Origin of the sequence: Nostoc sp. DedQUE07, from assembly GCF_034530975.2 — a bacterium.
Classification (GTDB): Bacteria; Cyanobacteriota; Cyanobacteriia; order Cyanobacteriales; family Nostocaceae; genus Nostoc.
On the sequence record NZ_JAVRCC020000064.1, the window covers coordinates 26,522 to 40,456 of the forward strand.

12 protein-coding genes are annotated in these 13,935 nt (G+C 41.4%); 2 read left to right on the forward strand and 10 right to left on the reverse strand.

Translation table 11 applies throughout. The features are described 5' to 3' along the window. The 6 genes from RMZ95_RS30010 to RMZ95_RS30035 all read right to left on the reverse strand — a co-directional run bounded on the left by RMZ95_RS30010 (window position 1) and on the right by RMZ95_RS30035 (window position 6,161). Window positions 1–1,323: a four-carbon acid sugar kinase family protein gene (locus tag RMZ95_RS30010; protein WP_322685165.1), complete on the reverse strand. Its 1,323-nt coding sequence runs from the start codon at window positions 1,321–1,323 to the stop codon at window positions 1–3. Between the two features lie 160 nt (window positions 1,324–1,483). Beyond that, entirely contained in the window at window positions 1,484–2,146 is a 663-nt protein-coding gene (locus RMZ95_RS30015; protein WP_322674877.1) for a hypothetical protein, read from the reverse strand. A gap of 40 nt (window positions 2,147–2,186) precedes the next feature. Then, window positions 2,187–2,684 (reverse strand): DUF29 domain-containing protein, encoded by a 498-nt coding sequence (locus tag RMZ95_RS30020; RefSeq protein ID WP_322685166.1) that lies wholly within the window; start codon window positions 2,682–2,684, stop codon window positions 2,187–2,189. Window positions 2,685–2,814: 130 nt separating this feature from the next. Next, window positions 2,815–3,789, reverse strand: a complete 975-nt coding sequence (locus RMZ95_RS30025; protein ID WP_322685167.1) for a DNA-processing protein DprA — start codon at window positions 3,787–3,789, stop codon at window positions 2,815–2,817. 44 nt (window positions 3,790–3,833) lie between these two features. Continuing rightward, on the reverse strand, window positions 3,834–4,034 hold the full coding sequence (locus RMZ95_RS30030; protein ID WP_322685168.1) for a hypothetical protein: 201 nt from the start codon (window positions 4,032–4,034) through the stop codon (window positions 3,834–3,836). A 6-nt stretch (window positions 4,035–4,040) separates the two neighbouring features. Then, window positions 4,041–6,161 (reverse strand): RecQ family ATP-dependent DNA helicase, encoded by a 2,121-nt coding sequence (locus tag RMZ95_RS30035; protein WP_322685169.1) that lies wholly within the window; start codon window positions 6,159–6,161, stop codon window positions 4,041–4,043. A gap of 695 nt (window positions 6,162–6,856) precedes the next feature. On the opposite strand from RMZ95_RS30035, the gene RMZ95_RS30040 reads away from it, so the two are divergent. Further along, complete coding sequence (locus RMZ95_RS30040; protein WP_322685170.1) at window positions 6,857–7,336, forward strand: hemerythrin domain-containing protein; 480 nt, start codon at window positions 6,857–6,859, stop codon at window positions 7,334–7,336. 102 nt (window positions 7,337–7,438) lie between these two features. After that, the gene (locus RMZ95_RS30045; RefSeq protein WP_322685171.1) at window positions 7,439–8,557 is read left to right on the forward strand and encodes a Gfo/Idh/MocA family oxidoreductase; all 1,119 of its coding nucleotides are present in this window, start codon (window positions 7,439–7,441) and stop codon (window positions 8,555–8,557) included. Between the two features lie 140 nt (window positions 8,558–8,697). On the opposite strand, the gene RMZ95_RS30050 is transcribed toward RMZ95_RS30045, so the two are convergent. The 4 genes from RMZ95_RS30050 to RMZ95_RS30065 form a co-directional block, all read right to left on the reverse strand. After that, window positions 8,698–9,987, reverse strand: coding sequence for a Glu/Leu/Phe/Val dehydrogenase (locus RMZ95_RS30050; RefSeq protein ID WP_322685172.1), 1,290 nt, complete (start codon window positions 9,985–9,987; stop codon window positions 8,698–8,700). Between the two features lie 228 nt (window positions 9,988–10,215). Continuing rightward, entirely contained in the window at window positions 10,216–11,358 is a 1,143-nt protein-coding gene (locus tag RMZ95_RS30055) for a beta-ketoacyl-ACP synthase (RefSeq protein WP_322685173.1), read from the reverse strand. A gap of 88 nt (window positions 11,359–11,446) precedes the next feature. Beyond that, window positions 11,447–12,247 carry a peptidylprolyl isomerase gene (locus RMZ95_RS30060; protein WP_322685174.1) on the reverse strand — a complete coding sequence of 267 codons (801 nt, stop codon included), beginning with the start codon at window positions 12,245–12,247 and terminating at the stop codon, window positions 11,447–11,449. Window positions 12,248–12,368: 121 nt separating this feature from the next. Further along, complete coding sequence (locus RMZ95_RS30065; protein ID WP_322667183.1) at window positions 12,369–12,938, reverse strand: photosystem I assembly protein Ycf4; 570 nt, start codon at window positions 12,936–12,938, stop codon at window positions 12,369–12,371. Window positions 12,939–13,935 lie beyond the last annotated feature (997 nt).

The following is a 13,935-nucleotide window of genomic DNA, read 5'->3' on the forward strand; positions in this document are numbered from 1 at the left end:
TCAAATTTGCACGGTCAACCTCTGATAAACTGTCCCCAAGGCATCAGCATCGCCAACGTTACCTGGAAACAGCACCACAGGTAAATCAGGAAACTGAGGATGATCGGATGGCGTTAACACCATTGAACAACCAGCTAAAATTTGACCCAGTAAACGGGCTGAAGTTAAAGCTAGTCCAGTACTCAAAACATCATTAGAAGTAATACCACCCTTGCTGATTAAGAATCCTATATCAGATGGTAAACTACGTACAATATCCATCAATAAACCTGAAACTTTTTCCCCAAACTCCAATCGTGTCTTGACATCTTTAAAATTCAGTTCCTGACGGCTAGTATAAACCACTGGTGTTTTGCCAGCTTTGTTTGCCGCTTGTGTACTTTCTTGAATTTCAGTTAGCAATGCCGCAGATTGATTTGCATCATCAAGTAATCGCGCTACATTCACTTCGATTCCGACAGTTCCCTCTACTTGCAACAGCGCCTCTAATTGCTGGGTAGTCTTTTTCACATGGGAACCTACAATCACCGCGCCTTGTTTGCCTTGGCGCACGTACTGAGCCATCTTTTCGGCAGCAATGGGTTGGGGAGGTAAAGCGGCTAAAGCCGTTAAAATACTTGCGGCACTGCGAAATAGAAAGCGTTTCCCTTGACTGGCGGCTGCTAATATATCTACTGCAAAGCGGTTGAGATCGTCTTGAGTTTCACCATCGACGACAGCGCACTGATTACCATGAAGTTGTAACAATCGTTCCAAACTACCAGCGCGAATATCGGCGAGGAGAAACCTTTCTACAGCTTCGGCCCTAATTCGTCCTTGAGTCTTTTCTTCGACGTACTTGGGTAAGTAACTGTGATGGTAGCTGAAGACTGAATCACGGGCAAATTCGGTTTCATGGACTGGAGTGGGTACGCCAGCAATCATCAAGTAATGCACACTGTCACGGGTGATGCGTCCACCTTCAAAAAATGCTGGTACGAGAAAATGAGCATCAAAGGGCCCGAGTTCTTGGGCGATCGCATCTGTTTCAATCGGATAATGTCCCCGCAAAGTAGAATCAGAACGGCTGACAACTAAAAAATCGTCAATTCCTTCAGCCTTCAAAGCGATTTTCAGGTTGTGGCAAACTTCTTTGGTGACAGATGCAGCTGACTCTGGCGTTAGCGCTCTAGTATTAGTCAGCACAAAGAAAATCGGCGAATCATCCTGCAACCCACGGCGTAAAGTCTCCACATCCCAATGCATCAGCAGCAAGCAGCTGTGGACTGTTTGAGAACCTGTAGGGTCATCATCCAGAACAATTATTTTGGGTTTGTTGCTCATTTCAGTCAACGGGGCGATTGTTTTCTGGGAAAGTTTTGGGCGACTAGAAGTCGCTACTACATAAGCAAAGTCCACCTCCGTGAACTAATCTAAAATCAAGGGTTTTCTAACCTGTGGAGGCAGGTAAATTCTCGTGTAACCGCTTTTACAAACATTCTCATTAGCCTTTCTGCAATTTTCTGATTTCTGCTTGCACATCGATCGCAATTTGCAATGATTGATTTAACAGTTGAGCGTATTCGCCTGCTTGACTACTAACTTGTAAAGCTCGCAGACTCGCTAAATTATTCACAAATAACTCTTGGTTATTAGCAAGCAATTTTTTATTATCTCGCAAAATTCGTTCCGTTTTCAGAGCGCGGACTAAATCTTCTCTAATTAGTTGCAAGGCGGAGGTTACTTTATCTCGGTCATGGATGCTGCTTTCTACGTTTCCTGATGCTGCCAATTGGTCATTAATATCGATGGCAGCAACCAGGTCATGATATTTATCAACTTCATCTAAAAGTATTGTCAGTCCTTCAGGACAGGTTAATTGTCGCCATAGCCATCGTCCCACTAATATCGGCATTGGCACTAAAATTAGTAAAAGAATTCCTAGTCGAACTGAAGAACCAATAGTTGGCAGAATAATAAACGCGTAAACAAAGCCCACAATTATTGGCGTTAGCGCCAGCGTCACCAGCATTTCACTGATAAAAAACCCTAATCGCTTTTTGCCATCTCGCAGAACAGAGGGTCGAAAAACGTCTTCTGGATCGAACCCAGTCAAACGTCTTAGTTCACCCTTACTAATTTCCAAGCCTATTAAATCCGGCTGCACGTCTGCATACTCCTATGGAAACCCAAGTTGCGTATTCATTTTAATCGGGTTTACCATGATGATTGTGGTTATATTCAGGAAACCAGTTTTCATCTAAGATTTGTTCTAAAGAACCAATGGGTATAGAGGGAAATATGTCAATGGCAAGTTGAGAGCGATCGCTAGCTTCTATCTTTGCATCCTGATAACATTCATCAAATATTTCTAAAATGTAAGGTTTAAGACTAGGACTATCTTTCAGAGCTTTTTTAATCTCTCTGCGAAAAGTCCTGATTTCTCCTTTCCAATGTCCTTGATTACGTTCTCGTTCTTTATCCCAACACTTGAGTTTTAGTAAATGTTCAAGAAGCTTAATTAATAAACTTTCAATTGTTCGCTTCTCCCTTCTACCCATAGTTTCTAATTCTTCTAACAAATTATCTAAATCCACAGATGAAAACTGACCAGTGCGAAGTTGGTTTATAGTTGTCATCAGCCATAGATAATAATCTTCGTCGTATAAGGTTTGAGTTGCTGATTGGATTATTGGTTTTACCATAAACTAGCTAAACTTCTACTATTTTTTTAATTTAGCTCAATTAAGCTTCTATGCAAAATTGCTTGTAATCTTTGACTCTAGCTCAATATTTTTACCTTTACCAAAATAAAACTACCCTCCTGTTACACCATCATAATAAAGAAAGTTGAGTTGTTGGTTGATTGATTACATAAGTGACTGGTTTGTTTATTTTTCTCACCATACCTTCATTCACAGCCTTATTTAACCAATCCTGCATTTGAGATAGTCTAACATTCAAACATTCCGCCAAAGATTTTGCATCCTTCGGTTGCTGTAAATGATTCAAGATGATAGGTAAAACAGCTTGGTAAATATCTTGTGAGTGAATATCCAAAACAGTCTCTTGAGGTATTTTTTTTACAGTTTGTACTGCTTCAATCGAAGAAGCCGCTTTTACTAAAAGTTCCCTTAACGAATCATTCCAGGGTTCAGCCGGAAAAGGTTTTGCACCCTGATTGTATAATTGCTGATTACCTTCTGATATAGCCCCATCCAATCGGACAAAAACTGGGATATCTTGGAGTCGGGAAAGCGCTTCCACTGCACCCGCCCAAGTACCACCTTTGCCAAAAGATGAACTGACTACTAAGGCATAATCTGCTAAAGCATAAATATATTTGTTTCGCCCCATCGCATTACCCGTATTGAAACCAGCTTCAGGGTCATAACTAGAAAGCAAAGTAAGCCTACCCTCTTTAATACTGGAGCGATACTTGCTGTTCACTGCTGCCTTAGTCAAACTATCCGCCAGTACACCTACAGATGTGCCTCCTGCATCCAACACAGCCAGCATTGCGGCTTGATCTACGCCTCGCGCCCCACCGGAAATTACCTGCATTCTTTGTACAGCGATATTTTGTGCAACTCTTCGTGTGTAGCCAAATATCTTGTCATCAACATCACGAGAACCGATAATTGCTAGTCCTCCCATAGATAGCAATTCTACATTGCCAATCCCATAAAGAATTGCCGGTGCTGAATGTCTCAGCCTTTGCTTAAGACGTTTAGGATAGTTTGTGTCACTTCGTCCCAGCACCCACAATCCCTGATTAGTCCACTTCTCAACCGCTAGACTCAGCATCATACCCCGTTCTAGTAAAGCTGAAAGCCTTTCAGGGTTAAGTTTATTTACAGTAATTTTTGTAACTGTTCTCTGGTTGTAGATTCTAGTAAATCTGATGGTCGCATCTGATTTTCCCGCAACCAGTCTGTTAAAGAATTATATTCACTCAGAGTCAAGGGTTGTGGTTCAATTTGCCGATTTTGACCAAAGCTGGCACACAACAGCAAAATTGCTTGAGTATCTGGTTGCAGGATATGAGTTAACATGATTTTTTAATCCCCTTGACCTAATGAATTGAGTGCCAATGCTACAAGAAAAACCACTCCACTGTTAGCACGCAAAAGTGCTGCAATTACAGTAAAAGTCCAACGGGAATCAACTATATCATCAACCAAGAAAACAGAACCACTCATTCCTTTCCAGGAATCAACAGCAAAAGCACCATCCAAATTATGAGCTTGTTGGTAACTGTTGCTCATCTTTTTTTGTAACTCAGTTTGGTGAACTTTCTGCACAATTGGCATGAAGGGTAAGCCTAATTTTTGTGCTAGTCGTTGAGCAAAATTTGGTACAAGTTCTGCATGATTCAGCGAAGGTACACAAGTTACCCAAGTCGGAAAGGGTTGTGGTTGCCAATGTTGAATCATCTCAAAAGCACCCTGCACAAGTGCATCGTCAAAATGATTATCTTGATATTTACCCTGCTTGACTAATTCTCCCCAACCTGCATCACCCCATAGAGATAATGCCCTTCCCGCTTCTGCTTGTAAATTATTTTTAATATTTCCTGAAAAGCGATAATTGACCAATGCTTCTGATGGCCATTTTTTGCGTGGTTCAATGATTTGGTTACTGCGACGTAAATATTGAATTGCTTTATTTACAAGTTCAATTGAGCAAGTGTCTATTAATAATGGTCTGTTCAAGCACACAGCACATTTACCGCAAGACTTTGGATCTGGCTCATCTAATTCTGTGGCCAAAAAAGTCATTAAGCATTCCTGACTTTGCATATATTCCAACATTCGAGCTTGCTCTTGGCGACGACTTTGTGTGATTTTCTCAATTTTTGTAGTGTCAGTTTGATAAGAAACTGGGGTCAAATACCATTTTGATTCTTGCTTAGTTATAGGTGCAGGAAATTCCATTGATAGTAGTTTTAAAACTTTCTCAATTTGTCCTCGTGAAAGATTCATTTGCTGCTCTAATTGGGTAACAGAAAAACCGTCTACAGATTCGCTAAGTATATTTAAAATCTTTTGTATATGCACCTCTGGAGGAAAGGCTGTATTAATAAAGTAGTTAGTAATATCATCATCTTCATCACCGTTCAGAAGAATTCCATAAGCTTTTTCTACTGCTCTACCTGCTCGTCCTACTTGCTGATAATAGTGGACAACCGAGCCAGGACGCTGATAATGAATTACAAAGCCTAAATCTGGTTTATCAAAACCCATTACTAATGCTGTAGTTGCTACTAATGCTTTAATTTCATTATTCAAAAGCTCATCTTCTAATACTACACGAATTTGATTCTCTAAATCACTATGATATGCTTTAACATTAATACCTTGAGTTTTTAACCAATCAGCAACTCGTTCAGCATCTCTAACAGTTAATGTGTAAATAATGCCACTTCCAGGTAAGTTAGGAATCTGTTGAGCTAACCATGCCATTCGTGCTGCTGGACTAGGGATAGAAATATTTTGTAAATGCAAACTTTCTCTGGTTAAATTTCCTCTGGAAACACGCAGATTTGAACCCAATTGAGTAATAATATCATTGACTACTCGATTATTAGCTGTAGCAGTTGTTGCTAAGACAGGAATATTTTGCGGCAATGCTTGTAAAATTCTGACAATCCGGCGATAATCAGGGCGAAAATCATGTCCCCAATCAGAGATACAGTGGGCTTCGTCAACAACAAATAAACCTATACGTTGAGATACTGGCAAAAGAATTGTTTCCCGAAAATCTTCATTACCTAGTCTTTCGGGAGAAATAAGCAGAATGTCTACTTCTCCTGCTAGCAACTGTCTTGCTATTAGTGGCCATTTATCTGTATTACTGGAGTTAATTGTTTCGGCTTTTACACCAATGCGTTGGGCTGCTGCAATTTGGTTTCGCATCAAAGCTAGCAATGGCGAAATCAAAAGAGTAAAACCAGCACCTCGATCTCGTAGTAAACGAGTTGCTAAAAAATAAACTAGACTTTTACCCCAACCAGTGCGTTGAACAACGAGTAACCACGATCGCACTTTGAGTAACTCTTCAATAGCTTCCCACTGTCCAGGGCGAAAATCGGCTGTGGAGTTATCAAGCGCTTGACGCAGAAGCAATAATCCCTGTTCCTGAAAGTTAGTTGTCATAGATACTAAGTAACTAATTGTCATTTCTGTTGTAACATCAAATACAAGCAGAACTTAGTTTTTTTCAAGACCTATACCACTAAAGATTTCAGAGCTAATTTATAACTTAACTAAAGTACTTGTCTTATAGGGGTTTTAGGAATTTAAGTTAATAAAGCACTTATTCGCTGAAACTGAGACTTAGCAAAGAGTTGAGTATCTTTAAGATTTTCTTTACAAATCATCTTTCAACGTCAGCTTTGGTGTTTCAGCAAAAATAAATCGAGTCTATCTAAGAGTATGTTTGAAAAGTTTTCTTCTCGGTAACAAAACGTTCTAGATCCCCCTAAATCCCCCGATAAATTGGGGGACTTTGATTCCGGTTCCCCCCTTAAAAAGGGGGGCTAGGGGGGATTGGTGAGTGCCTAAAATCACAGCCAACCACTTTTCAAACAACCTCTAAGGTGCAAGAGCAATTTAGTAGTTTACTGTGTGGGAATCTTCAACTGGTGTTTGAGGTTTGGGCTGTAGCCTTGAGTTGCTAACGCTACATACTCAACATCCATCATGCTGAGGTTATGAATTTCAGTCAAGGTGCAATACCGAAAATATTCCTTAAGTCTAAATTAAAGCTTACTCAAAGAATGAGGTTTTCATTTCCCAAGTCATTGAAAATATACGAGTTCCCATTCATTAACCTCCAAATATCAGTCTGATAAATCGATTATTACTGAGGTAAAATGGCTAAAACTAAAGCTAAATCAACAGACATTCTTTCATTAATTGAAGCAGAGCATCGCCAAGTTGAGAAACTTTTTGCAGAAGCAGAAAAAGCTAAAGGTGCAAAGTTGATTGAGCAATTCAATCAAATCTATATAGAATTGATCTTACATGCAAGAACAGAAGAATTAGTCTTATACCCAGCTTTGCGAGAATACGAAGAAACTGAAAAATATGTTGAAGAAGCTGAAGAAGAACATGAAGAAATTTCAGTTATTTTAGAAGAAATTAAGTCGCTTAAGCCTAATAACCCTGAATTTAGAGAAAAAATCAGTGAATTGAAGGAAACACTTGAGCATCATGTAAAGGAAGAAGAAAACGAAATTTTTCATGCTGTGCGCGAATGTATGAGCGATCGAGAGCTAACTGAATTGGGACAAGAGTTTCAAGAAATTAAAGCTAAGTTGACATCAAATGTAGAAGCTGCATTAGCAATGTAGGAATACACTTGTTTCAAATGTTTGCATAAATAGTTAGCCATAATTTCCACGTAATTAGGGCATTAAAATTACCAAAATATTCCTTCATCAAAGAGTAGAAAAATGACTGCTACAAATGGTAAGAACAAAATTCGTTATGCCGTTGTTGGTTTAGGTTGGTTTGCCCAACAAGCTGCCTTACCTTCCTTTGCCCAGGCTGAAAACTCAGAATTAGTGGCACTAGTTTCAGATGACCCCACTAAAAACGAAGAATTAAGTAAAAAGTATAGTATTGAGCATACTTACTCCTACGAAGAGTATGAGGACTGTTTGGCAAGCGGCGAGATTGATGCAGTTTATATTGCGTTACCTAATCACTTGCATTGCGACTACACTGTGCGAGCTGCTAATCAGGCAATTCATGTGTTATGTGAAAAGCCAATGGCAGTAACAGAAGAAGAGTGTGAGGCAATGATTAAAGCTGCCAATGACAATAATGTAAAGCTGATGATTGCCTACCGCTTACATTTAGAAGAAGCTAATTTACAAGCAGTTGAAATTTTGCGTACAAAGCAAATTGGTGAACCACGAATTTTCAACTCAGTTTTTACTCAGCAAGTAGAAGAAGGCAATATTCGTTTACGAGATGTTACAGGTGGTGGCACGCTCTATGATATTGGCATCTACTGCATTAATGCTGCACGTTACCTCTTTCAAGATGAACCAATTGAAGTATTGGCTGTAGCTGCCAATAACGGAGAACAACGCTTCAGCGAAGTGGAAGAAATGGCTAGCGTTATCTTGCGCTTCCCAAATGAGCGTTTGGCAACATTTACCTGTAGCTTTGGAGGAGCAAGTGTTTCAACCTATCAGATTGTAGGTACTCAAGGCGATTTACGAGTAGAACCTGCATATCCTTGGCAGGGCGAAATCAAGCATTACTTAACAATTAATGGTGAAACTCAAGAGCGGACTTTTGAAGATCGCGACCAACTAGCGGCTGAATTTACCTACTTCTCTGATTGTATTCTCGAAGATAAAGATCCAGAACCATCAGGTACGGAAGGGTTGATTGATGTTTCGATTATTCAAGCACTTTACCAGTCAATTGAGACGGGTAAACCTGTGCAGATCCAAACTAGCAATCGCCATCAACGTCCCACATCAGATCAAACTATTGAGCGTCCTCCAAATGACGAGAAGCCAGACTTAATCCACGCTGCTGCACCTTCTGGCGAGTGATAATGCGATAGACCACTAGTTATGTTGTAGCGATCGCTTAACAAAAACACCGACTATTCATAACATATAAGGGCACAATATTATAGTTGTGCCCTTATATGTTATCTATTCAATTAAAAACTGCTGTCTATACCCAAATATTAAGGATAAAGACCTCTGTCAGTCAACGCCTGAGCCACTCTACCTACCCCCAGCGTGTAAGCTGCTAATCTTAAAGAAATTTGCCGTACCTCCGACTGATGAATCACCTTGCGATAGGCTTGCACCATCAAATGTTCCATTTCGCGGTTGACGCGCTCCTCATCCCAAAATACGTAAGAAAGACCCTGTACCCACTCTAAATAACTGACTACTACACCGCCAGCATTCGCCAAAATATCTGGTAACACTGTCACACCCCGCGCCTCTAAGGCCAAGTTAGCCTCAAGAGTAACCGGGCCGTTAGCTGCTTCTGCGACAATTTGCGCCTGCACCTGATTGACATTTTCTTCAGTGATTTGGTTTTCTAAAGCTGCTGGTATTAAGACATCACAGGGTAAAGTTAATAAATCTGCATTGCTAATTGGTACAGATTGCGGGAAACCCACAATACTCTTGCGATTTTCAGCAGCGTAGACTTTTAATTTGGGAATATCAAGACCAGCTTCAGAGAATATTCCCCCAGCACCAGTTGAAACGGCGATAATTTTCGCGCCTGCTTCATGTAGTAATTCTGCTGCGGCACAGCCGACGTTACCGAAACCCTGAATAGCTACCCGCACTCCTGCTAAGGATTTACCTCGATCTGCTAGCGCCTCACGGACAATAATCATCGTGCCACGTCCGGTTGCCATTTCCCGTCCCAGAGAACCACCAATCGAAAGGGGTTTTCCAGTTACAACTCCTGGTACAGCATGACCAACATTTACCGAGTAAGTATCCATCATCCAAGCCATCTCACGGGCAGAAGTACCCATATCTGGCGCAGGAATATCTACGGAAGGCCCAATATCTTTAATCAACTCGCTGATATAACGGCGGCTGATTCGCTCTAATTCGCCAACACTGTAGCGTTTGGGATCTATAGCAATGCCACCCTTTCCACCACCGTAAGGAATACCTAATAAGGCACATTTCCAGGTCATCAGCATTGCTAAAGCAGATACTTCCCGCAGTGTCACAGCCGGATGGTAACGAATTCCGCCCTTGTAGGGGCCTAAAACATCAGAGTGCTGTACCCGATGTCCCGCGAGAACTTGGATTTCCCCATCATCTAGCTTCACGGGAATGGAAACTGTGACAACCTTACGCGGGTGGCTGAGAATTTCTAGCAAACCCTGATTTAAATTTAATTCTTTAGCTGCCGCTTCTAGGTAACTACAGGCTTGGTCAAAGGGGCATATATGCGCTGGAGAAGCAGGTTCTGACAGCAACGAAGATTTTGAAATCATAAATTTTCTCCTAATCGCGGTATCTTTACGAACCGGATATCATCTGTACTTAAGCTTATCCTTTTTTTTCGGGAAAACAAATATTTTGTAGTTTTTGTTACAGTTTTATATTTTATATTCTGATATGTAAAAATATTCAAAAATCACCTTTTTTAAAGGCGCGCAGCTGTGTGGGTCTTAATAAAAATTAATATATTATGTTGGTCAGATAGTTAAATCCACAAGTTTTCACTTGGCTAATGCGATCGCAGCATTCTGTCCCCCAAAGCCAAAACTCAAACATAATACCTGTCGAATTTTACTTAGACGTGCGGCTGTAACAATATCTAAATCAAATTCTGGCTGCTGCAATCCTAAACAAGGCGGTAATATTTGATGCTTTAGCGCCATGAGAGAAAAAGCTACACCTAAAGCTCCAGATGCCCCTAGTGTATGACCTGTGCTTCCCTTGGTGGAACTAACCGCCACGCCTTGGGGAAACAAACGCTGGATTACCATACTCTCCATCTGGTCATTTAGCTGGGTAGCTGTGCCATGAGCATGAATGTAATCGATATCGCCTGGTGAGAGACGACTACGTTCTAGACATTGTTTGATAGCAGCGATCGCACTTTTCCCTTCGGGTTCTGGTGAATTACTATGATATGCGTCGTTGGTTAAGCCGAAACCGAGAATTTCACCATACACTTTTGCTTGACGCTGCTTGGCAAACTCTGCTGATTCTAAGACAAACACAGCTGCGCCTTCGCCCAAGACTAAGCCTTCTCTGTGCAAATCAAAGGGATAAGCCCCAGTTTTTGCCAAAGCACCCATCTGCTGAAACCCAGCTAAAGTTAAAGGTGTAATCGGTGCTTCCACTGCACCTGCGATCGCTTGTTGACATTGCCCAGTTTGGATAAGCATAGCTGCTTGGGCAATAGACCAAATTCCAGTAGCACAAGCTGTCATTGGTGCCAAAACTATACCAGATGCACCAATTTGTCGCGCTGCTGCGATCGCATTTAAATGAGGTAATGTATCTAGCCAATTTCCAAAAGAGGAAATCGGGAAATGATTCGCGTTATACATTTGCCGCGCCAGCATTTCCCAAGACGCTTGATAAGAGCGACTCGATCCAATGACTACAGCACAATCAGCTAAAGGCGCAACTAACCCAGAATCTTGTAAAGCAGAGGCAACAACCATCCGAGTTAACCTTGTCAACTCAGATGGTTGTTGATTAATCAAACCTAGAGGAAGTGGCGTAAGTTCTGGAAATGGTTGATATAACCGAATTCCAGATTTACCAGCGATTAAATTTCGCCAGCTATCTTCTAAGCTTCCACCCAAGGCAGAAACTAAACCAATACCAGTAACAACAATTTTGACCAATTTAGGAGTTAGGAGTTAAAAGTGAGGAGTTAAGAGTTAAGAGTTTTTCCCTTGCCCCCCTGCTCCCCTGCTCCCCTGCCTCTTTCTCCTACTGTCCAGGCGTTTTTAAGTTTTCAGCACCTTGAGTGACTTTAGCAGAGTCAATGCGATCGCCTTGCTGAATTTTGTTTACTACATCAAAGCCTTGAGTGACATTGCCAAACACGGCGTAGTTACCATCCAAAAATGCTAGATCGGCTAAAGCAAAGTAAAACTGGGCAGAAGCTGAATCTGGTGATTGCGATCGCGCCATTGCTACTGCACCCTGTTTATGGGGCAATACGACGGGTTGAGCAGTAGCATCAAATGGTTTATTGTAAATCGGAGTATCTGAACCTTTTGGCTTAACTTCTAAAGGTATATAACGAGCATTTCCCGTTTTTGGGTCAATATAGCTACCAGTTCCTAGTTGATCTGCTGGAACTTTCGGGTCTTTGCTTTTGGGATCGCCCCCTTGAACTACAAAGGGTTGGGGTTCGCGTACAACTCGATGGAAAGCTAAACCATCGTACACACCCTTTTGCACTAAATCTACAAAGTTGCCGGCTGTAATAGGGGCATCAGTGCCATTTACTTCGATAGTAATCGGCGAACCTTTAACCGTGATTACCACAGTAGCCTTGCCTTCTAGTCTTGGTAAATCTGTTATTCCAGGAATACTCTCACTAATAGTTTGAGATACAGATGTTGCTTCAGTAGTTGTCTTGGTGCTTGCCTCGGTTGTAGCCGAGGTAGCAGTCGAGTTTGGAGAAGAGCTATTAGAAGCGACTTGCTGTGTTGAACATCCTCCCAACATCAAGGCACTGATAATCACAAGAGAAAGCAAAAATTGTGAAATTTTTAACCGCATTGCCTGTTACCGATTTAACCAAAGTATCTTATCGTTTTGAGGAGCATTGGGATTAGGGGAGAGGCGACAGGTAATAGGGAATAATCTGTACCCTGTTACCTCTACCCTCTACCCTAATTTCTTAAAGTCCTTCTAGTGATACTCCCAAAAAGCGGGCTAACTTTGCGCCTTCTGTTTCCAACTCTGTTAAAGATACCGGTTGTCCAACCCGTGTTAAGGGTATATCTCGCCGTCCTTTAATGCGTAGATAGAGGGCGCGACGGGGGTTAAGACCTTCTTTTATGTCTATTAATACAGATTGGACATCTTCTATGCGGCTATCAATCTGGATTCGGCGGTTTTTACCAGGAAACCCCCAGCGGAAGATTTTGATTGCGCCAGTTTCCCGATCGAATTCGTTGTAACCGCCTCCAACATCCAATAAAATCACTAACCACAGGTATGTAGCTAATAGCAAGCCAGCGGTACCATATAACCCCATTACTAATCCTTGGGGGACAAATACCAGTTGAGTGGGATCGGAAACTATGAGTAAATTAACTTTTAAATAACTGGATATTCCAGCCAATAGAAAGCCGCTTGCTCCCAAGGTAACGATAGTTGCCCACCAGTAGTTACTGAACCGACGAGAACCGAGAACATTTTGGTGCAGGAGGCGATCGCCTTTGTTAATCGTTGTTGATGTCGTCATTGAACTACCATTGCCCGTGAGATACTCGCTGTCACATACTCGCACACTGAATGCTCTTGCATAGAGTGGTGGGTTCCTGTGCCAATCCGGCTATTGCTTAGGAGGCACGGAGAGCTATGTTTGAAATCCACGGGAACCCTGCCGCAGACTATAAATTTTTCACTTTGTACCTTACAAATTTTACTGTCCCGGATAATGTCGGCTTACTTGTACTACGGGACAAACCACTTAGGCTATTTGTATTAGTCAAGATATGCCAACTTCCTTTCTCCTTGTCTAACGTTTCACATAGGTTTTCCAGAGGTGTATCAACGACCGTAGCAGCGAAGTGACTATCCGCATTTTACCAAACATCGTTGACAAAAACTCAACTGCGCCCTTCTATGTTCCTGCTACCGATATAATTTTTTAGGGAGTGTTGTACTATTTTTTTACTCAATGGCCGATCAAAATTCTTTCTCCCTGTCCTTCAGCCCCCCTTATTCCCTGCCACCCTCTCCCTGCCTCTTTTTGACCTCTTGAAATGAGCGATCTACCTACCTCCATCTACATTAAATTTTTTTAGATTTCTGAGAAAAGTTGTGTCAAATTGTAAAATTTCTGATATTCATATTATTTATAAGGTTCGTGTTTCATAGCTCATTTCCTTTTGCGTATCAGGCAAAAACCCTGAGTAGTGTGATAAGTTAAGAATCATTAAGTTACCACAAGCTAGATTACTAGCCGATGGTACGTGTAATGTCATAACCCTGAGAAATAATGACTTAACTAGTCAGTAAGCTCTCAGAATCTCAGTTACTTAAAAGCAGTTGAGATTGTCAAAAAAAACGTTAATTTCTCACGGCAGTCGGTTACATTGGCTTTCCGTACTACCTTAGAAACGTTGCAATTTTAGTAAAAAAAGAGGATTTAAGTCCGATGACCATCGCAGTTGGACGCGCCCCCAGTAGAGGGTGGTTTGACGTTCTAGACGACTGGCTCAAGCGCGATCGCTTCG

What these genes read in the sequence shown, in the direction of transcription:
- RMZ95_RS30020 (WP_322685166.1), bottom strand. Translation starts at nt 2,684, where the DNA reads ATGGTAAAACCAATAATCCAATCAGCAACTCAAACCTTATACGACGAA.
- RMZ95_RS30035 (WP_322685169.1), bottom strand. Translation starts at nt 6,161, where the DNA reads ATGACAATTAGTTACTTAGTATCTATGACAACTAACTTTCAGGAACAG.
- RMZ95_RS30040 (WP_322685170.1), top strand. Translation starts at nt 6,857, where the DNA reads ATGGCTAAAACTAAAGCTAAATCAACAGACATTCTTTCATTAATTGAA.
- RMZ95_RS30060 (WP_322685174.1), bottom strand. Translation starts at nt 12,247, where the DNA reads ATGCGGTTAAAAATTTCACAATTTTTGCTTTCTCTTGTGATTATCAGT.
- RMZ95_RS30045 (WP_322685171.1), top strand. Translation starts at nt 7,439, where the DNA reads ATGACTGCTACAAATGGTAAGAACAAAATTCGTTATGCCGTTGTTGGT.
- RMZ95_RS30010 (WP_322685165.1), bottom strand. Translation starts at nt 1,323, where the DNA reads ATGAGCAACAAACCCAAAATAATTGTTCTGGATGATGACCCTACAGGT.
- RMZ95_RS30050 (WP_322685172.1), bottom strand. Translation starts at nt 9,987, where the DNA reads ATGATTTCAAAATCTTCGTTGCTGTCAGAACCTGCTTCTCCAGCGCAT.
- RMZ95_RS30065 (WP_322667183.1), bottom strand. Translation starts at nt 12,938, where the DNA reads ATGACGACATCAACAACGATTAACAAAGGCGATCGCCTCCTGCACCAA.
- RMZ95_RS30025 (WP_322685167.1), bottom strand. Translation starts at nt 3,789, where the DNA reads ATGATGCTGAGTCTAGCGGTTGAGAAGTGGACTAATCAGGGATTGTGG.
- RMZ95_RS30030 (WP_322685168.1), bottom strand. Translation starts at nt 4,034, where the DNA reads ATGTTAACTCATATCCTGCAACCAGATACTCAAGCAATTTTGCTGTTG.